Source organism: Ruminococcus sp. NATIVEDY160 (assembly GCF_045819885.1).
Taxonomy (GTDB): Bacteria; Bacillota; Clostridia; order Oscillospirales; family Acutalibacteraceae; genus Ruminococcoides.
This window is the reverse complement of the sequence record NZ_CP162391.1, coordinates 1,378,496-1,398,741: the sequence shown is the minus strand read 5'-3', so window position 1 is coordinate 1,398,741 and position 20,246 is coordinate 1,378,496. Positions and strand designations below refer to the sequence as shown.

At 49.6% G+C, this 20,246-nt stretch carries 18 protein-coding genes and 1 tRNA gene; 14 read left to right on the top strand and 5 right to left on the bottom strand.

What is annotated here, in order from left to right; translation table 11 throughout:
• Window positions 1–231: 231 nt before the first annotated feature.
• Window positions 232–318, bottom strand: a tRNA-Leu gene (locus tag AB1I49_RS06830).
• Between the two features lie 277 nt (window positions 319–595).
• Between AB1I49_RS06830 and purC the strand changes: the two genes are divergently transcribed.
• From purC to guaA, 5 genes are read left to right on the top strand one after another with little or no spacing between them, the layout of a single operon-like run.
• Window positions 596–1,309 (top strand): phosphoribosylaminoimidazolesuccinocarboxamide synthase, encoded by a 714-nt coding sequence (gene purC / locus AB1I49_RS06825; RefSeq protein WP_201428932.1) that lies wholly within the window; start codon window positions 596–598, stop codon window positions 1,307–1,309.
• 28 nt (window positions 1,310–1,337) lie between these two features.
• Complete coding sequence (purF, locus tag AB1I49_RS06820) at window positions 1,338–2,819, top strand: amidophosphoribosyltransferase (RefSeq protein WP_407721646.1); 1,482 nt, start codon at window positions 1,338–1,340, stop codon at window positions 2,817–2,819.
• The gene (gene purB / locus AB1I49_RS06815) at window positions 2,812–4,248 is read left to right on the top strand and encodes an adenylosuccinate lyase (protein ID WP_316610810.1); all 1,437 of its coding nucleotides are present in this window, start codon (window positions 2,812–2,814) and stop codon (window positions 4,246–4,248) included. Before purF ends, purB begins: the two co-directional genes overlap by 8 nt.
• A gap of 18 nt (window positions 4,249–4,266) precedes the next feature.
• Window positions 4,267–5,544, top strand: a complete 1,278-nt coding sequence (locus AB1I49_RS06810) for an adenylosuccinate synthase (RefSeq protein ID WP_407720514.1) — start codon at window positions 4,267–4,269, stop codon at window positions 5,542–5,544.
• A 57-nt stretch (window positions 5,545–5,601) separates the two neighbouring features.
• Window positions 5,602–7,146, top strand: coding sequence for a glutamine-hydrolyzing GMP synthase (gene guaA, locus AB1I49_RS06805; protein ID WP_201426544.1), 1,545 nt, complete (start codon window positions 5,602–5,604; stop codon window positions 7,144–7,146).
• Between the two features lie 135 nt (window positions 7,147–7,281).
• Here the strand turns inward: guaA and AB1I49_RS06800 are convergent, their stop codons facing one another.
• Complete coding sequence (locus tag AB1I49_RS06800) at window positions 7,282–7,542, bottom strand: zinc ribbon domain-containing protein (protein ID WP_407720513.1); 261 nt, start codon at window positions 7,540–7,542, stop codon at window positions 7,282–7,284.
• 12 nt (window positions 7,543–7,554) lie between these two features.
• Window positions 7,555–8,415: a hypothetical protein gene (locus tag AB1I49_RS06795; RefSeq protein WP_407720512.1), complete on the bottom strand. Its 861-nt coding sequence runs from the start codon at window positions 8,413–8,415 to the stop codon at window positions 7,555–7,557.
• Window positions 8,416–8,533: 118 nt separating this feature from the next.
• Between AB1I49_RS06795 and AB1I49_RS06790 the strand changes: the two genes are divergently transcribed.
• From AB1I49_RS06790 to AB1I49_RS06775, 4 genes are all read left to right on the top strand, one after another.
• Entirely contained in the window at window positions 8,534–8,779 is a 246-nt protein-coding gene (locus AB1I49_RS06790; protein WP_201426547.1) for an MGMT family protein, read from the top strand.
• 206 nt (window positions 8,780–8,985) lie between these two features.
• Complete coding sequence (locus AB1I49_RS06785; RefSeq protein ID WP_407720511.1) at window positions 8,986–9,732, top strand: DNA translocase FtsK; 747 nt, start codon at window positions 8,986–8,988, stop codon at window positions 9,730–9,732.
• 317 nt (window positions 9,733–10,049) lie between these two features.
• Window positions 10,050–11,699, top strand: a complete 1,650-nt coding sequence (locus AB1I49_RS06780) for an AMP-binding protein (protein WP_407720510.1) — start codon at window positions 10,050–10,052, stop codon at window positions 11,697–11,699.
• Between the two features lie 9 nt (window positions 11,700–11,708).
• Window positions 11,709–12,131: an acyl-CoA thioesterase gene (locus AB1I49_RS06775; protein ID WP_407720509.1), complete on the top strand. Its 423-nt coding sequence runs from the start codon at window positions 11,709–11,711 to the stop codon at window positions 12,129–12,131.
• A 533-nt stretch (window positions 12,132–12,664) separates the two neighbouring features.
• Here the strand turns inward: AB1I49_RS06775 and AB1I49_RS06770 are convergent.
• Entirely contained in the window at window positions 12,665–14,185 is a 1,521-nt protein-coding gene (locus tag AB1I49_RS06770; RefSeq protein WP_316612171.1) for an alanine/glycine:cation symporter family protein, read from the bottom strand.
• Window positions 14,186–14,385: 200 nt separating this feature from the next.
• Here AB1I49_RS06770 and AB1I49_RS06765 point away from each other — a divergent pair, with 200 nt between their 5' ends.
• Genes AB1I49_RS06765 through AB1I49_RS06750 form a run of 4 tightly spaced genes read left to right on the top strand, consistent with a single transcriptional unit; the run spans window position 14,386 to window position 17,342 of the window.
• A complete protein-coding gene (locus tag AB1I49_RS06765; RefSeq protein ID WP_186834103.1) occupies window positions 14,386–14,790 on the top strand; it encodes a Fur family transcriptional regulator in 405 nt (134 codons plus the stop codon).
• Entirely contained in the window at window positions 14,791–15,768 is a 978-nt protein-coding gene (locus tag AB1I49_RS06760; protein WP_407720508.1) for a metal ABC transporter substrate-binding protein, read from the top strand.
• A gap of 9 nt (window positions 15,769–15,777) precedes the next feature.
• Entirely contained in the window at window positions 15,778–16,488 is a 711-nt protein-coding gene (locus AB1I49_RS06755; protein WP_201426552.1) for a metal ABC transporter ATP-binding protein, read from the top strand.
• Window positions 16,488–17,342, top strand: coding sequence for a metal ABC transporter permease (locus AB1I49_RS06750; RefSeq protein WP_407720507.1), 855 nt, complete (start codon window positions 16,488–16,490; stop codon window positions 17,340–17,342). The genes AB1I49_RS06755 and AB1I49_RS06750 overlap by 1 nt, the downstream gene beginning before the upstream one ends.
• 22 nt (window positions 17,343–17,364) lie before the next feature.
• Here the strand turns inward: AB1I49_RS06750 and AB1I49_RS06745 are convergent, their stop codons facing one another.
• Window positions 17,365–18,738 (bottom strand): MocR-like pyridoxine biosynthesis transcription factor PdxR, encoded by a 1,374-nt coding sequence (locus AB1I49_RS06745; RefSeq protein ID WP_407720506.1) that lies wholly within the window; start codon window positions 18,736–18,738, stop codon window positions 17,365–17,367.
• A gap of 115 nt (window positions 18,739–18,853) precedes the next feature.
• Between AB1I49_RS06745 and murD the strand changes: the two genes are divergently transcribed.
• Window positions 18,854–20,245, top strand: a complete 1,392-nt coding sequence (gene murD / locus AB1I49_RS06740; protein WP_407720505.1) for a UDP-N-acetylmuramoyl-L-alanine--D-glutamate ligase — start codon at window positions 18,854–18,856, stop codon at window positions 20,243–20,245.
• Window position 20,246: the final 1 nt, after the last annotated feature.

Below are 20,246 nucleotides of genomic sequence, written 5' to 3'. Positions count from 1 at the left end.
TCGGTAATTTGACAGCATTTCAAATGCCGATATTCTTTGACTTTTCGATAAACACTGCGTTTTTGCCAAGAGAATTGACAGTAAATTTGACAGTAATTTATCTTATTTTAACAGATTTCAACTTTACTCAACTTAACTGTACGAACACTCGGAAACCCAGTATTCAAGGCGTTTTTGGGCATTCTGAGAAATTTTGGCAAAGAAAAAAGACAGTCCGAAAACTGTCTTTTTTGGTGCCGGTGACCGGACTCGAACCGGTACGGTATCGCTACCGGCGGATTTTGAGTCCGCTACGTCTGCCAATTCCATCACACCGGCAATTTTACCATGCTTAATTATACATTAATAACTTAAAAAAATCAAGTCTTATTTTCAGGTTTTCTCTTTGTTTTGAGTTGTTGCAAATTTATATATAAATTTACCTGAATACGAAAATATTTTATTTTATTCGGAAAAATTCGTTTTTAATTCTTATACGGTTGCCAAAATGACAAAACTATTATATAATATAGACGTATTGGTATTTTCAGCGGTCAGGCGACCTTCGGCAGACTCCGACGGTTTCCACCGCAACGAATCTTTGGAGGTATGACAGATGGAAAAGAAAGAAATGCTCTACGAAGGCAAGGCTAAAAAGGTATTCGCTACAGATGACCCCGCTCTCTGCGTTGTATCCTACAAGGACGACGCCACCGCGTTCAACGGTGAGAAGAAGGGCACCATTGTCGGCAAGGGTGTTGTAAACAACAGAATGAGCAACTTCATGTTCAAGCTGCTTGAGAAGAACGGCGTTCCCACCGACTATGTCGAGGAGCTCAACGACCGCGACACCGTGCTCAAGAAGGTTCAGATTGTTCCTCTTGAGGTAATTGTCAGAAACAAGGCCGCAGGTTCCTTCTCAAAGCGTTTCGGCGTTCCCGAAGGCACAGCGTTCAAGTGCCCGACTCTCGAGTACTGCCTCAAGGACGACGCTCTCGGCGATCCCATGATCAACGACAGCCAGATTATCGCTATCGGCGCCGCGACTAAGGAAGAGCTTGACACTATCGCGAAATACACCATGAAAATCAACGAGGTTATGGTTGCGTTCTTCAAGGAGTGCAAGGTTGACCTTATCGACTTCAAGATCGAGTTCGGCAGACTGCCCGACGGCACCATCATTCTCGCAGACGAGATTTCTCCCGACACCTGCCGTTTCTGGGATGTTGACACCCAGGAGAAGCTCGACAAGGACCGTTTCCGTCGCGACATGGGCGGCGTAGAAGAGGCTTATGCCGAAATGATGAAGAGAATCGGTCTCGGCGAATAAAAAATTACAACCTGTTTCGGATGGTGAAATTTTGAATTATTCTTTCGACAACTTTGTAAAAGAAGGGCTGCACGAGGAGTGCGGCGTATTCGGAATATTCAGCGACGGCTCTCTTGACCCTGCCTATGCCTGCTACAACGGACTTCTTGCGCTTCAGCACAGAGGTCAGGAAAGCTGCGGCATTGCGGTGTCCGACGAGGGCGTTATCGACTATCATAAAAATATGGGACTTGTGACCGAGGTGTTCAACAACAGTATTCTTGACTCACTTCGCGGTCAGATGGGTATTTCCCACGTCCGTTATTCAACAGCAGGCGGCTCTGTGCTCGAAAACGCACAGCCGCTTGTTATGCGTTATGTAAAGGGTACTCTTTCCGTCGCTCACAACGGAAACCTCACCAACGCGGTTGAAATCCGCCGCGAGCTCGAGCATAAGGGTGCGATTTTCCAGACGACAATCGACAGTGAGGTTATCTGTTATCTTATCGCTCGCGCACGTCTTAACTGCCATTCCGTAGAGGAAGCGGTTGCTCAGACCATGACGCACATCAAGGGCGCGTACTCTCTGCTCGTAATGAGCCCGAGAAAGCTGATCGCAGCGCGCGACCCGCACGGATTCAGACCTCTGTGCATGGGTAAGCTCAACGGCACCTATGTTTTTGCCAGCGAGAGCGCAGCTCTTGACGCCTGCGGAGCCGAGTTTGTCCGCGACGTTGATCCGGGAGAGATCGTCATTGTAGACAATAAGGGACTTCGCACAATGAAGCCCGATTTCGGCGAAAAGAAAAAGTCCCTCTGCATCTTTGAGTATATCTACTTTGCGCGCAGCGATTCGTTTATCGACGGCGTGAGTGTGTATGAAGCGAGAAAGCAGGCGGGCAGGATTTTGGCACGAGAATTCCCCGTTGAGGCTGATATGGTCATCGGCGTACCCGAGTCGGGAATTGACGCGGCTATCGGCTACGCTGAGGAGAGCGGCATTCCCTACGAAAAGGCGATCGTCAAGAACAGCTACATCGGCAGAACCTTCATCAAGCCCAGCCAGTCCGAGCGCATGAAGAGCGTCAGGATCAAGCTCAATCCGATTGCTGACATGGTACGCGGCAAGCGTGTGGTTATGATCGACGACAGTATCGTTCGCGGAACCACCGTCGACCGCATAGTCACAATGCTCAGAGACGCCGGCGCAAAGGAAGTACATATGCGCATAAGCTCGCCGCCGTTCATGTGGCCTTGCTACTACGGCACCGACATTCCGTCGCGCGGAGAGCTGATTGCCTGCAACCATACAATAGAGGAGATCACCAAGCTCAGCGGAGCCGATTCCCTCGGCTATCTGCCTGTTGAAAGCCTTCACGAGATGATAGGCTACGCGCCTGTCGGCTTCTGTCAGGGCTGCTTCACGGGAGATTACCCCGCCGATATTATCCGCGAGACTCTCGAGGGTAAGGAACGCGGCGGAATGAATTTTGACAGCAAATGTATCGGAAAGGAACAGGAAAATGAGTAAGGATTGTTATGAGTCACCCTTGTCCGCGCGTTACGCGAGCAAGGAAATGAAATATATATTCTCACCCGACAAGAAATTCCGCACCTGGCGCAGACTCTGGATTGCGCTTGCCGAGGCGGAAATGGAGCTGGGTCTGCCAGTAACACAGGCTCAGATCGACGAGCTCAAAGCTCACGCCGACGACATCAACTATGAAGTCGCGCAGGAGAGAGAGAAGCTCGTCCGCCACGACGTAATGTCCCACGTCTACGCTTACGGCGTGCAGTGCCCGAACGCAAAGGGTATTATCCACCTCGGAGCTACCTCGTGCTACGTCGGCGACAACACCGATATCATCATCATGACCGAGGGTCTGAAGCTTGTCCGCAACAAGCTGATCACCGTTATCCGCAACCTTTCCAAATTCGCGGACGAATACAAGGCGCTTCCGACACTCGCGTTTACACATTTTCAGCCCGCTCAGCCCACGACCGTAGGCAAGCGCGCGACCCTCTGGATCCAGGAATTCATGATGGATCTCGAGGACGTCGAGTATCAGCTTTCAAAGGCTAAGCTGCTCGGCTCAAAGGGTACCACAGGTACTCAGGCGAGCTTTTTGGAGCTCTTTGACGGCGACCATGAGAAGTGCAAGGCTCTCGATAAGAAGATCGCCGAAAAAATGGGCTATCAGGCTTGCTTCCCCGTATCGGGACAGACCTACTCGCGCAAGCTCGATTCACAGTTCCTCAATGTACTTGCGGGTATCGCGCAGTCCGCGGCGAAGTTCTCCAACGATATCAGACTTCTGCAGCACCTCAAGGAGGTAGAGGAGCCGTTCGAGAAGAACCAGATCGGTTCATCTGCGATGGCCTACAAGCGCAACCCGATGCGCAGCGAGCGAATCGGTTCTCTTTCGCGTTACGTGATGGTTGACGTGCTCAACGGTTACTTCACGACCGCTACACAGTGGTTTGAGCGCACACTTGACGACTCAGCGAACAAGCGTCTGAGCGTGCCCGAAGCGTTCCTCGCGATCGACGGAGTGCTCTCACTCTGCGCTAACGTCGCTGACGGTCTGGTCGTTTACCCGAAGGTTATCGAGCAGCGTCTGCGCAAGGAGCTGCCCTTCATGGCAACCGAGAACATCATGATGGACGCTGTAAAGAAGAGAGGCGCTGACCGTCAGCAGCTTCACGAGAGAATCCGCGTTCACTCAATGGCAGCTTCCAAGGTCATCAAGGAGGAAGGCGGCGAGAACGACCTTCTCAGCAGAATCGCATCAGACGAGGCGTTCGGCGTAACGCTCGAGGAGCTTGAGAACATTCTCCAGCCCGAGAAGTACACAGGCAGAGCAAAGGAGCAGACCGAGGACTTCCTCGCTGAATATGTTGCTCCCGCGCTCGAAAAATACAAGGATATTGAATCGGACAAACCCGAAATCAACGTTTAAGCATAAGGAGAAAAAACCATGGTAAAAGCAATCGTAGGCGCTAACTGGGGCGATGAGGGAAAGGGTAAAATCACCGACGTCCTAGCCAATGACAGTGACATCGTTATCCGCTTTCAGGGCGGTGCGAACGCAGGTCACACCATCATCAACGATTACGGCAAATTTGCGCTGCATCAGCTCCCTTCGGGCGTATTTCATCAGAATATCACCAACATCATCGGCAACGGCGTAGCTTTCAGCGTCGAGAACTTCGTCAAGGAAATGAAGGAGCTTGAGGACAGAGGCGTACCCACACCCAACGTCATCATCTCCGACCGCGCTCAGATTGTTATGCCTTACCACGTCGCGTTCGACTGCTACGAGGAGGAGCGTCTCGGCAAGAATTCCTTCGGCTCCACCAAGAGCGGTATCGCGCCCTTCTATTCCGACAAGTACTCAAAAATCGGCTTTCAGATCAACGAGCTCTATGACGATCCCGACTCTCTGAAGGCGAAGATTCATCACGCGCTCGAAATCAAGAACGCGACCCTCAAGAACCTCTACAACAAGCCCGAAATCACCGAGCAGGAGGTTTTTGACAAGCTCATGGAGTACAAGGAGCAGCTCGCGCCGTACGTCAGCGACGCGTTCATGTTCGTACATAACGCCATCAAGGAAGGCAAGAACATTCTCCTCGAGGGTCAGCTCGGCTCTCTCAAGGACACCGACTTCGGCATCTATCCCATGGTAACCTCCTCCAACACGATCGCGGGCTACGGCGCGGTCGGCGCAGGTATTCCGCCCTACGAGATCAAGGAGATCATCACCGTTGTCAAGGCCTACTCCAGCGCTGTAGGCGCGGGCGAGTTCGTTTCCGAGATTTTCGGCGACGAGGCTGACGAGCTTCGCAGACGCGGCGGCGACGGCGGCGAATTCGGCGCTACCACAGGCAGACCCAGACGTATGGGATGGCTCGACCTTGTTGCCACACGCTACGGCTGCATGGTTCAGGGCGCTACTCAGGTTGCTTTTACCGTCCTCGACGTTCTCGGCTACCTCGACGAAATCCCCGTTTGCGTCGGTTATGAGCTCGACGGCGAGGTTATCGACTACTTCCCGTCAACAACCAAGCTCAAGAGATGCAAGCCTATCCTCAAAAAGCTCAAGGGCTGGAAGTGCTCTATCTCGGGTATCACTGAGTACGATAAGCTTCCCAAGGAGTGCCGCGAGTATATCGAGTTCGCCGAGAAGGAAATCGGCGTGCCGATCAAGATGGTCTCCAACGGCCCGTCCCGCAGCGATATCATCTACAGATAATAAAATGGAGCTGTCTTGTTTCAAGACAGCCCCGTTCATTTTGAAAAGAGGTATAATATGAACAAGGAAACGGTAATTGTCCTCGATTTCGGCGGTCAGTACAATCAGCTTATCGCCAGAAGGGTTCGCGAGTGCAATGTGTATTGCGAAATCCTGCCCTATACGGTGGAGCTTGAAAAAATCAAGGCTCTCAACCCCAAGGGAATTATCTTCACAGGCGGACCCAACAGTGTATATGACGAGAACTCGCCGCACTACACTCCCGAGATTTTTGAGCTGGGCGTGCCGATTCTCGGAATCTGCTACGGCTGTCAGCTCATGGCTTACTCTCTCGGCGGCAACGTAGTCTCCGCGACTGACGACGCTGTCAGCGAATACGGCAAGACCGTGACCGATTACAACCCCGATAATATTCTTTTTAAGAATATTCCTTCTCAGGGCATTTCGTGGATGAGTCACCGCGACTATATAAACGAGGTTCCTGAGGGCTTTACCGTTTCCGCAGCTACCGCTCATTGTCCCGTTGCTGCAATGGCTGACCCCGAGCGCAGACTATACGGCGTTCAGTTCCATCCCGAGGTAAACCATACCGAGAACGGCAAGGACATGCTCAGAGCGTTCTTGTACGACGTTTGCGAGTGTAAGGGCGAGTGGAAGATGGACAGCTTCATCGACACCACCGTTGAGCAGATTCGCGCTCAGGTAGGCGACAAGGGCGTAGTTCTCGGTCTTTCGGGCGGCGTTGATTCCTCTGTTGCCGCGGCGCTGATCAGCAAGGCGATCGGCAAGCAGCTCACCTGCGTATTCGTCGATCAGGGCTTAATGCGCAAGGACGAGGGCGATTTCGTTGAAAACACCTTCACTAAGCTCTTCGACATGAACTTTGTCCGCATCAACTGTCAGGACGAGTTCCTCTCAAAGCTCAAGGGCGTGAGCGATCCCGAGGACAAGCGTAAAATCATCGGAACTGAGTTCTATAACGTGTTCTGGAATAAAATCCGCGAGAGCTACGGCTCGGGATTCTTCGCTCAGGGCACGATTTACCCCGACCGCATTGAGAGCGGCAAGGGTGACGCGGCGAAGATCAAGACCCACCACAACCAGGTAGGCGTGCCCGAGGACATCAAGTTTGAGGATATCATCGAACCGCTCAAGGACTTGTTCAAGGACGAGGTACGCGCGGTAGGTGAGAAGCTCGGACTTCCTCACGACCTCGTATGGCGTCAGCCATTCCCGGGGCCGGGACTGGGCGTCCGCGTTATCGGTGAGGTAACCGCCGAGCGCGTAAGAATTTTGCAGGAAGCCGACGCTATTCTCCGCGACGAGATGGACAAGTGCGGCTATGCCGACAAGATGAGCCAGTTCTTTGCGGTACTCCCCGGTGTAAAGACCGTCGGCGTAATGGGCGACGCGCGCACCTACAGCGAGCTTGTTGCAATCCGCGCGGTAACGACCGACGACTTCATGACCGCCGACTGGGCAAAGATTCCGTATGATATTCTCGGCAAGGTCTCAAACCGCATTATTAATGAAGTGACCCACGTAAACCGCGTAGTTTACGACATCACCTCCAAGCCTCCCGGAACGGTGGAATGGGAGTGATTTTGCTTCGCCAAGTTATAGATTGACAAGTCAATGATGATTCGTTTCACGACCATATCACCACTCTGAACCGATAACTAAACAGGCGCCCTTGACCGTAAACCGCACGATCAAGGGCGCCTTTATTATCTTTGATTATGCTTCTTTCCAGCGTTTCAACTGCGACAGATACCCGTCATACGCCGCGCGGCGTTCATCATCAGGGATATCCTCCGTATTCGGCACATGCTCCATCAGGAAATCCAGCAGCTTCTCCTTGCTGTCATAGGCGAACTTCCCGTCCGCATAGCACCATTTGCAGTAGTCGTCGTTAATACTGCCGTCCGCTTCACGACTAAGCATATCCTCGTCCGTCAGCGGCATACCGCAGCATTGACAATATTTATTCGCTTCCATTGTCTGACTCCTTTATTTCTCCGTTACTTCATAGGTATTTCTCTCGATCGTCAAGCCGAATTCCCGCGTCTTTCCGTCAGGAGCCTTGAGCGTAAAGCTCGTTTCTCCTGATTTTTTCAGGTCGGCATGCACCATATAACCCTCGATCTCTTCCATATAAACGATTTTGATATCGCCGTAGCTGCTGTCCTCAATGGCGACCGTGTACGTGTCGTCAAGGGGCGTCTCCTCGCTGCTCGAGAGGATATCCGTGCTGTACACAGGGGGATTGAGCAGGCAGATCACCGTCAGTGTTACGACAGCCGCCGCGCCGATCGCCGCGCCCGTGATCCGTATCCTTTTATCGCGGAAGATACACACGGGATACAATATCATCGCCGCCGCACAGAACAGTGTGATCAGGATATACCGCGGGAACGAAAACTGACAATCCGAAAAATAATTCATATAAGACATGCCCGTCAGCAAGATCATCGGCAGCAGGATCAGATATCCCCACCACTTGTCCTTTTTCATGTAATAGCCGACAAAGCCCATCGGGAAGCAAAGGAGCGTCCAAATAAACCAGTACCCGTAATATCCGAACAACCCCCAGCCCATACTGCTGAACGGCACCTGTATCAAATACACCAGCGGCTGGCTGATCAGGAAAAAAACAAAGCACTTCAAGGCGGAATCCAAGTTTGATTTGCTGTTCATGATGATAAAGATACCGAACAAAATCCATACCTCAAAGGTCGCTGTTATCGTATGGAACGACGTGTTCAAAAATATCGGAACGATCGCGAACACCGCCGTCACCACGCCCGCGATCACAGCCCCTATAATCACCCTCGGCCAAGTCAGATTGATTCCTCCGAATAGTTTTTTCATCTTCGATCTCCTAACATTTTTGATAAGCTTATTATACCCCCGTCCTCCCGAACTGTCAAGCAAGTATATTGCTATCTCCTCCCGTCCATGCTATAATCAAACACGAGGCGGTGATGTGATGAAAAACTCTTTTGAACTGATCTACGACGTTGTCAGAAGGATCCCCCGCGGCAAGGTCGCGACCTACGGACAGATCGCCATGCTCGCGGGCAACCCGCGCTGGAGCCGCGTCGTCGGCTACGCCCTGCACGTCAATCCCGATCCCGCGCATATCCCCTGCTACCGCGTCGTCAACCGTCTCGGCGAGCCGTCCCGCGCCTTCGCCTTCGGCTTTTTTATTTCTCGATATAATGTGCTAATATGATTGATTTAAAGGTGTGTTCCTGTTGCAAATATCCATATGATATGTTACTATAATTATAATAAATCTTGGAGATGATAATGTGAGTCGCAACGATCAATACAATCTCGAAATAGAAAAAAGAATTCGGCAGATAGCTGAAGAAGAAAAAAATTCGGCAACTATCCAATGAAGAAAGAAGTCAAAATATATGCCCTAAACGTGACTCAATGCTTGATTTAGCTGCTAAGTGTGTTATTGATTCGGCAAATGCTTCAACTTCTATTATTCAACGAAGGTTAAAAATCGGATATGCGAGAGCGGGCAAATTGTTGGATGAACTGGAACAGTTAGGAGTAGTTGGACCTCATCAAGGCGCTAAACCGCGTGATGTCCTTGTTACATATAAAGAGTGGGAAATAATATATAACGAATTACCTGCTGAAAAAGAAACAGTTATAGATGATGATTCCCACGATAATGACTACTCTGTTTTATCGGATGCAGAAATTCGGAAAATGATTGCTGAAACGCCGAGTGTTTCCGAAATCTATAAAACTAAGTTTGGGATAGATATAGATTACTCTGATGACGGATTTTTTATAGACAAGCTCGAAAACAGTATTTTCCCGAACACTAATGACAGCGTCAAAGAGCTATTTATCACAAATATAGTAACTTATGCTTCACCTGATATCCCTAAGTTAAATGAAGTTGATATTATGGAAGGTAGGGATTTTGAAAATTTTACTGATGATCTGCTTCGTTCAAATGGCTTTATGAATATTAGTGTTACTCCTTCTTCGGGAGATATATTCGATAAATCCTCGGCTGTTATGATAGGCGACAGGGAACACGACATTATCGGAGCAAATGAAAACGGCTATGTTTCCGTAGGCAACGGCATCAGCGACATTCACGAAATCAAATCCGCAAAAGAAATTAATGATGAAATGACGAAGGATTATTGTAAGTAATATAAAAACCGCAGTTTTGGGGTCTATTTCTAAAACTGCGGTTTATTGTTATCCTTGTTTTCCGGACTTTGTTTGATCTGTTCGTTGCGTTTATCACTGCTTTTTGTAATCAGAAAAATGTAACTCTTATAAACATAAAGCTACTAAAATATACACTTATGCAAAATTCGAATAACTATATTCGTATTTGAGATAATTTGCATAGCCGATTTGTTGACTTTCTTCAACTCTTTCTTTATAATGATGACGGTTGGTGACGATCAACCTTTAACGAACTGTACAGTCATGATTATTCCATTTATTTAAGGAGATTAATTATGCAGTTATTCAAAAAGTTTTGTACCCCAACGGTAAACAAAAACGGTTTATTAGTTGATTTTCAGCTGAACGTACCCGAAAGCTATAATTTCGGCTATGATGTAGTTGATGAGATGGCTCGCCTTGCGCCCGGTGACAGGGCTCTTGTCTATACTAACCCCGACAAGGTTGAAAAAACATTTACATTTGGCGACATAAGCCGGCTGAGCAATAAAGCGGCAAATGCGCTGAAAGCACAAGGCGTTAAAAAAGGCGATAAAGTGCTCGTTATTTTGAAGCGTAACTATGAGTACTGGTATATTGTACCTGCACTCCATAAATTAGGCGCGGTTGCCATTCCGGCGACCAATATGCTGACAGTTGACGATATTACCTATCGCATAGAAACAGCGGATATTCGTTTTGCGATCTGTACTCCGGACGGCAGCACAGCCGAGGATATGCTTGAAGCCGCAGCGCAAAAGCGGCAGTTAGAATCAGTGTTCGTTGTGCGCCGCGATTTGCCCGGAGCAATCAATCTGACAAAACTGATAGATTCGGCAGACGAAAGCTTCACGCCTGTTGATACCAAAGCGGAAGAACCTATGCTGATTTACTTTACCTCCGGCACAACAGGCTACCCTAAAGCAGTCGTGCATGATCACACCTACTCGCTTTCGCACATAATCACCGCTAAATACTGGCAGAACGTCCGTGAAAACGGGCTTCACCTGACCGTAGCCGAAACAGGTTGGGGCAAAGCCTCGTGGGGAAAGATCTACGGACAATGGCTGTGCGGCTGCGCTGTTATGGTTTACGATTTTGACAGCTTCTCACCGCACAAGCTGCTGCGGATAATGGAGAAATACAAGGTTACCTCTTTTTGCGCGCCGCCGACGGTTTACCGTTATTTTATCAAGCGTAATATGAGCAAGTATGATTTATCGGCGCTGGAGCACCTGACCACTGCCGGAGAAGCGCTTAACACTTCGGTATTTGAAAAGGTTTATGAGCAGACGGGTCTGTGCTTAAAGGAAGGCTTCGGTCAAACAGAGTCCGTGCTTATGCTCGGTAATCTTGTCGGTACCGAATCAAAGACCGGCTCGCTCGGAAAGCCTACGCCGTTGTACAACACCATGATAGTTGATGAAGACGGCAACGAGCTTAAGGAGAACGAGGTCGGCGAGATCGTAGTCGTGCCGCAAAAACAGCAGTACGGTATATTTATGGGCTATTGCGGTGATGAAAAGCTGTACGAAAGCGTGTGGAGAAACGGCGTTTATCACACAGGCGACACCGCGTATAAGGACGAAGACGGATTCTATTGGTATGTCGGAAGAATAGACGATTTGATCAAAACAAGAGGCTTCCGCGTCGGACCGTTTGAAATCGAAAATGTATTGATGAAACACCCTGCTGTTTTGGAATGCGCGGTTACGGGTATTCCCGACGCTTCAAGAGGACAGGCTATCAAAGCAACGGTAAAGCTTGCCGACGGTTTTGAAAAGAGCAAACAGCTCGAAAAAGAAATCAAGCGTTTTGTCAACAAAAAGGTTTCATCCTACAAGCATATCCAAGTTCTGGAATTTGCCGACGAAATGCCGAAAACCATAAGCGGAAAAATCAAACGCACCGACATCAGAAGCATTGACAGAACTAAGATTTGTTAAGGAGCCGTTATGAGTTGGGAATACAACAGAAGAGTAAAATATTATGAAACCGATCGAATGGGCGTAGTGCATCATTCTAATTATCTGCGTCTGCTTGAGGACGCCCGAATGGATTGGCTGGGCGATAATCTCATCACTTACAGTGAGCTTGAAAGATCGGGAGTCATAATCCCCTGCGTTTCCGCTTCGGGAGAATTTCTTAATTACCTGCGTTACGACGATCCGTTCAAGGTGGTTATGCGGTTGACCGGATTTAAGGGCGTAAAGATGAGCTTTGCCTATGAGATCATCAACACCGATACAAACGAGCTCTGCTACAAGGGCGTCAGCTCTCATTTTTTTGCAAAGGACGGAAGCTATAAGCCGTATTTATCCTTTAGAAAAGAATTTCCGGAATTATATCAAAAAATGAACGAATTAGTGGAAGCCTAGGCTTGCAAAACAATATTACAGAGCCACGTTTTATTGTATTGATAACCGCATTATAATTCCAAAACCGAATAATAACCAAGTCGCCAAGTCGGAACCCTCCTGCTTGGCGGCGTTTTCTATTACCATCAAGCTTGCAAAGTAATATAATTACCCTACCTAACTGGTTTTGCTTCTCAAAGGGCGCATAAGCACTGCGTTTTGAAGCCCAAAAGCGTGACACTTTTTCGATTTATTATCAAGATCAAAAAGCATAATCAATTTATCGCTTTAAAGTGTTGATTTTAAATGACAGCTATGCTATAATAAACCAAAAGTAATCAGAAATAAACCAAGCTACGAATGATAGCAAATGACTGATAGCTTTTTGATAGCACAAGCTGTGATAACTAAACAAAAATGTATAATTGAAACCATATTTTCCCACGAGAAGCAATATTTATTAAACGAAGTTGTTTAATGATTGCTTTGCACTTAAGAATGGGAATAAATAAAAAATTACACCCCTGACTTAATCGGTCAGGGGTGATTTGCGTTTATTTCATCTCGAGATTGTCAGTCATGATATCCTGCTTGAATTCCTCGTTCATATCGGGATAAGCGGAGAGCATCGGCTCAAGTCTTTTGCCTTTCTTACGGTCAAAGTAGTTCTTCGTGATTTTTGCCACAAGACCGCTCAGCGCAATCAGGCATATCAGGTTCGGCACAGCCATCAGACCGTTAAAGGTGTCGTCGATCGCCCAGATAAGCTCGCCGTGGATCGCCGCGGAAACCGCGATCAGCAGTACGTAAACGATCTTGAACGCGATGATTATGTACTTGCGCTTTTTCTCGCTGACCCAGCCGAAACAGAATTCAATAGCCTTTTCGCCGTAGTACGACCACGCGATAATCGTCGTAAATGCAAACAGCGGAAGGATAATAGAGAACACTGCAACGCCGAAGGTGCCGAAGTTAGTTGAGAACAGCGACATGGCCATAACGGAGTCGTCCATATCGGCGGTCAGAGTGTTGAGATCGAAGGTCGTCAGGAAGGTGAGAGAGGTGAGGGTGCAGATGATGAAGGTGTCGAAAAATACCTCAAACACACCCCAAAGACCCTGCTTTACAGGCTCTCTTGTTTCGGAAGCGGAGTGCGCGATAACGGACGAGCCTAGACCTGCTTCGTTTGAGAATACGCCTCTCGCCATGCCTTTTTTGATGACCTGCGCGAAGGAGTAGCCGAGAATACCTCCGCCTGCCGCCTGGAAATTGAAAGCCTTTTCGAAGATAAGACCGAAAGCCTTGGGTACCTGGTCAAAGTGAATGATGATCGCAATGAGCGACATGATTATAAAGAGCAGCGACATAAACGGAACGAGCATAGATGTGACCTTGCCGATTCTCTGAATGCCGCCGATGATGATAACCGCAGTCAGAGCCGCGACGATCACACCGATGATCAGCTTGATTGTCATGGCGTTCTCAGCCGTCCATACCCTTGTGAGCGCCTCGGTGAGAGTGCCGGAGATTTTGTTTGTCTGCACACCGCTCATGCCGATTGCCGCGAACACACAGAAGATAGCGGCGCAGTAAGCGAGCCATTTCCATTTCAGACCGTTCGCGATGTAGTAGAACGAGCCGCCCGAGAGGTTGCCGTCCTTGTCTTTCTTGCGGAAGTACAGACCGAGTACGTTCTCGGAGTAGTTTGTGACCATGCCGAAGAACGCCGAGATCCACATCCAGAATACAGCGCCGGGACCGCCCGTCAGTATTGCCGATACAACGCCGACGATATTTCCGGTGCCGACTGTTCCCGAGATAGCGGTTGAGAACGCCTCGAACTGAGATACCGACTTGACGCGGCTGTCCTTCTCGCGTTTTTTGCCTAAGCTCTTGAGAGTGGGGACTATGGTTGTGTTCAGCGATTCGCCGAACTTGCGCACCTGCAGGAATTTTGTCCTGACGGTGAGCAGAATGCCCGTGCCGAGAATAAGAATGACCACAGGCCAGCCCCAAACAATACCGTTGAGAAAATTATTTACCTCCTCAACGGTCGAGAGTATTTGCTCCCACATAATTTTCCTCCTCATTTTTAAAAATACACAATAAGATTATATCATAACCTGAAAAATTGCGCAATAGTAATATATAAATCATAAATAATAATTACTTGCCTTATAAATCGAATTTGCGAAATATTCGCAAATTGCTTGACATACCGCCTCTGATTTGGTATAATAATTTGCGAATGAATTGCAAATTGGGAGGCGATGATTTGCCTAAGTATATGACAAAGCAGCGGAAGGCGCTGCTTGCTTTTTTGTCAGAGCATGCCGACGAGGAGCTCACGGCAAAGCAGCTCGAAACAGCTCTTTCGGGAGAGGGAATCAGCATCAGCGCTGTGTACCGCAACCTCTCCGACCTTGAGAAGGAGGGCAAGATACGCCGCGTCAGCAAAAGCGGCACTCGCGAGGTGTATTATCTCTACACCGACAGCGATTCCTGCAAGGATTGTCTGCACCTTTCGTGCGAGAAGTGCGGCAGAACATATCATATGAATATGCCCGGGGTCGAGATGCTTATGAATAACCTCGAGCAAAGCGATGAATTCAAGATTGACAAGGCGAACACGGTGCTGTACGGCGTCTGCAAGTCCTGTCGCAAAAACAAGGAGGACTAGATGAAACGACTTATAGCATTAATGCTCACCGCCGTGATGACGCTTTGTTTATTTGCAGGCTGCGGCACAACAACAACCGAGAGCAAAGCGTTCAAGATAGTGACAACGATCTATCCCGTTTACAACTGGCTGCAGAATATCACAGACGGCGCTGAGAACGTCGAGCTGACTCTTCTCGTCGAGGACGGCAAGGATATCCACAACTACCAGCCGACCGCCGAGGATATGGTAAAAATCAGCGACTGCAATTATTTTGTATACGTCGGCGGCGAGTCTGACAAGTGGGTAAACGACTCCGCGGCAGCGTTTTTTAAGGACAACGACGGCAAGTATAAGGTATCTTTGCTCGACCTTCTCGGCGATTACGCGAAAGACGAGGAGCTTGTTGAAGGAATGCAGGCAGAGGAAGAGGAGGACGATGACGGCGCTTATGACGAGCACGTCTGGCTCTCGGTAAAGAACGCGGAGCTATTCTGCCGCGAGCTGGCAGCCGGACTAAAGACCGCTGATTCTGCAAACGCCGATGTATATGAGAAGAACGAAAAGACGTATCAGGAGAAGCTGAAAGCCCTCGACGACAAGCACACCGACGCTCTTGTGAAGGCGGACAAGAAATACGACACCCTGCTTTTCGGCGACCGTTTTCCGTTCCGCTACCTTGTCGACGACTATAAGCTGAAATACTACGCCGCGTTTGCAGGCTGTTCGGCTGACAGCGAGGCGAGCTTTGAGACAGTCGCCTTTCTCGCGGACAAGCTGACAGAGCTTGAGCTGCCTGCCGTGTTAACGATCGACGGTTCGGACGGAAAGCTCGCCGAGACAATAATCGAAACCTCTGACAACAAGACCGCGCAAATCCTTCAGCTCAACTCAATGCAGGCAGTTTCAAAGGAAATGATTGACAGCGGAGACGACTATATCGGCATGATGGAAAAGAATCTCGACGTGCTCAAAACGGCGCTCGCGGTCGGGAAATAAGGAGAAAATATGTCACAGTTAACCTGCCGTGAGCTTTCTCTCGGCTACGAGGGCAAGGAGATAATCTCGAACCTCAGCTTTCACGTCAACGCGGGCGACTATCTCTGTATCGTCGGCGAGAACGGCTCGGGTAAATCCACCCTCATGAAAACTATTCTCGGACTGCGCAAGCCGATGAAGGGCGAGATCATCACCGGCGACGGGCTTCGTTCCCGTGAAATCGGCTACCTTCCGCAGCAGACGGTAGTACAGAAGGACTTTCCCGCCTCGGTAAAGGAAATAGTTCTTTCGGGCTTTCAGGGAAGGTGCGGACTCAGACCGTTTTACACAAAGGCTGAAAAGCGCGTCGCCATGGAAAATATCCGCAAGATGGGCATTGAGGACTTGAAGAACCGCTGTTACCGCGAGCTTTCGGGCGGTCAGCAGCAGCGCGTTCTTTTGGCGCGCGCACTCTGTGCGACGAAAAAAATGCTGCTTCTGGACGAGCCTGTCGCGGGACTTGACCCAATCGTCACGGCTGATATGTACAGCCTTATCGAATCTCTCAACAAGAACGAGGGCATCACAATAATAATGATTTCGCACGACATTTCCGCCGCGCTCAAGTACGCCACCCATATTCTCCACATCAGCGACGAGCTGTTTTTCGGCACGCGCCGCCAGTTTGAGGAGAGCAAGGCAGGCAAAAGGCTGTCGGTTCTGATGGGAGGCGAGTTCTGATGGAAGAAATGTTCTCGCGCCTCGCGGTGTTTTTCCAGATGCCGTTTGTGCGCTACGCCTTCATCGTCGGTATACTGATAGCGCTCTGTGCCTCGCTTCTGGGCGTGACATTGGTGCTCAAGCGCTTCTCGTTCATCGGCGACGGACTCTCTCACGTCGCGTTCGGCGCAATGGCGGTCGCGGCTGTCGTGGGGCTGACGAATAATATGTTCATCGTTATGCCTATCACTATAATCAGCGCGGTTCTGCTTTTGCGCACAGGCACCAACACCAGGATAAAGGGCGACGCGGCTGTCGCGATGATATCCGTCGGCGCGCTTGCGTTCGGTTATCTTCTGATGAACAAGTTCCCGACCTCGGCTAACGTCTCGGGCGACGTGTGCACAACGCTTTTCGGTTCGACCTCGATCATCACTCTCAAGGAAGAGGACGTTTGGTTCTGCGCGGTGCTGTCGCTCGTGGTTGTGCTTGCGTTCATCTTCTTTTACAACAAGATTTTTTCCGTTACCTTCGACGAGAACTTCGCGCGCGCAACAGGTACACGGGTGAGTGTCTATAATCTGATTATCGCGATAATCATTGCAGCCATTATCGTAATCGGAATGAGCCTCGTAGGTTCGCTTCTTATTTCCGCGCTTATTATTTTCCCTGCGCTGTCCGCAATGCGCGTTTTCAAGAGCTTTAAATCCGTCACGATCTGCTCGGCATGTCTGTCGGTATTTTGCGCGGCGATAGGTATTCTGGTATCAATCCTTGCGAACACTCCCGTAGGCGCGACAATAGTGATCGCCGACATAGCCGTATTCGGTATCTTCACCCTTATCGGCGGCTTCAGGAGCGGCTTTAAATCTTAATACAAATAACTACAGCCGACTTTTAACAAGCCGGCTGTTTGAATATTATTTCACTGACGAGGCGGATACCCTCGTCTATTTTATTTATCGGTATTCCCGAGAAGCAGAAGCCGAAGTCACTGTCCGATTTAATAGATGTCATCAGACGGATTCCGTTTTCTTCAAGCGCATTGTCGATTTCGGCGCGGTTTACTTCTTTCGGCAGCTTAACGGCGACATACATTGCGGTTTCGTTGAAGGTAAGAGCTGCGTTTGGAAAGTATCTCTTTATACTCTCAAGTGTCTGCCTGCTCTTTTCGAGGTAAACACGCCTTGCTCTGCGGATATGCGAGTCCATCTTGCCCGAGTTGAGATATCCCGCCAGCGCGAGCTGTTCGGTTTTTGAGGCGATTTGATTAATGTAGGGCTTGCATTCCGAAAAATCCTTCATCAGGCTCTCAGGCAGCACCATGTAGCTGATACGAACCGACGGCAGCAGTACCTTTGAGAACGAGCCGATGTACACAGTGTGCTCAGAGTCATAGTACTGAACGCAGGGAATAGGGTGGGAGCTGTATCGCAGCTCGCCGTTGAAATCGTCCTCGATAATATACGCGCCGTGCTTAGCTGCCCAGCGAATCATCTCGAGCCGCCTTGTCACAGGCATATTAAGGCCGCGTTTGCCCGAGAAATTCGGGTTGACAAGGATAATATCGGGGTTTATCTCGTCGAGTGAATCGATCGTTACGCCCAAATCGTCGCTGTCGAAGTAGCAGATTTCATATCCGAAGCTGCGGAAAACGAATTCCGACTGTACGAAGCTCGACTTTTGCAGAGCGACGCGTTTATCAGTTCCGATCAGCGAACACAAGAGATACAATACAGCCTGGGTACCTGCGCCGACTATAATATTAGACATTTTTGAGTTGACGCTTCTGATTCCGAGCGCGTATTTCTGCAGCGCGTAACGCAGGGCTTCCTCACCCTGAGCGTCGCCGTATGAGGTCAGAAGGTAGCTGCGGTTGATGATATTTTTTATCTCCTTGCGCCAGATAGCGAGGTCAATAACGCTGCTGTCAATGCTCTTGGTGCTGAAATCATACTCGTAGTACTTATTTTCTTTTTTAGAATTATCCTCGATGCTCTCGGCAATCTTCGGGCGGTTCTCAAAGTCAGCCGCGACGAAATAACCGCTTTTCGGGCGGTTTGTAATGTAACCCTCGGCGCACAGCTGGTCGTAGGCAGAAATCACGGTGGTTTTTGAGAGCGACAGCGAGCTGCTCAGTTCTCTTATAGACGGCAGGCGGTCGTTTTTCTTCAGGTTGCCGTTCTCGATAGCCCGTCTGACGGAGTGGTAAATCTGCCGATAGAGCGGTATTTTGTCGTTTTTGTCAGTCATAATAAAATCGTAAAGCATTTCATCACCATTTTCATTGTACCACCCACAGGGGAATATTGCAATAACGGTTGAAATTTTCTCCATTTATTAGTATAATAAATAAGTATGATAATTTTACGAGAGAGGGATTTTTGTGAATACTTCGGTAAACCGTTTTTTTGAAGGAATCAAGGGCAAGACCGTAGCCTTTATCGGCATCGGCACAAGCAACCTGCCTTTGATAAAGCTGTTCGCGGATAAGGGAGCAAAGGTCAAGGCGCTCGACAGAAAGGACTTTGAAGCCCTCGGCGAAAACGGCGTGCTCGCAAAGGAGTACGGCGCTGAGCTGATTCTGGGAGATTGCTACCTTGACAATATCGACGCGGACATAGTTTTCCGCAGCCCGGGCACACCGTTCTACAAGCCCGAGCTTGTGGCTGTGCGCGAGAGCGGAAATGTACTGACCTCTGAGATGGAGGTTTTCTTTGAGCTGTGTCCGTGCAAGACAATTGCCGTCACAGGCTCCGACGGCAAGACCACCACAACGACGATCATTTCCGAGTTCTTGAAGGCGGCGGGAAAGACCGTTCACCTCGGAGGCAACATCGGCAAGCCCTTGCTGCCCGAAATCGAGAGCATAAGTGCCGACGACTATGCGGTTGTCGAGCTCTCGAGTTTCCAGCTTATTTCCATGCGCCAAAGCCCCGACGTGGCGGTTGTCACAAACCTCGCGCCGAACCACCTCGATATCCACAAGGATATGCAGGAGTACATCGATTCAAAGCGCAACATCGTGCTTCACCAGAGCGCGTTCTCAAAGGCGGTAGTCAACCTCGATAACGAAATCGCGAACAGCTTTTCCGAGAACGTCCGCGGTCAGCTCTGCAAGTTCAGCGTTAAGGAACAGCTCTCCAACGGCGCGTATCTTGATGGCACCACGATCTGCTACAGCGACTACGGTAAGGTAACGCGAATCATGGATATCTCCGATATCCGCATTCCGGGCATGCACAACGTCGAGAACTACCTCGCGGCGATTTCCGCTGTCTGGGGTATGGTCGACGTTGATACAATAGTCAAGGTCGCAAAGGAATTCGGCGGCGTCGCTCACCGCGCGGAGTTTGTCAGGGAATACAAGGGTGTGCGCTACTACAACGACTCCATAGCTTCCAGCCCGACCCGTACGGCGCTCGGCACACTCTCGCTCTATGACTTCAAGATCGCGATCATCGCGGGCGGATATGACAAGCATATTCCTTACGAGCCGCTCGGTCCCGTAATCAACGACAAGGTAAAGCTCCTCATTCTCCTCGGCGACACCGCTCCCAAGATCGAGCAGGCGGTAAGAGAAGCCGATAATTTCGACGAAAGCGCTATTAAAATCATCAACGTCACCAACATGGAGGAAGCCGTCGCCGCCGCTGTTGAAAACACCGGGAAGGGCGATATCGTATCTCTTTCACCCGCGAGCGCGAGCTTCGGACTGTATAAGAACTTCGAGGAACGCGGCAACCACTTCAAGTCGATAGTAAACGGACTGGAGTAAT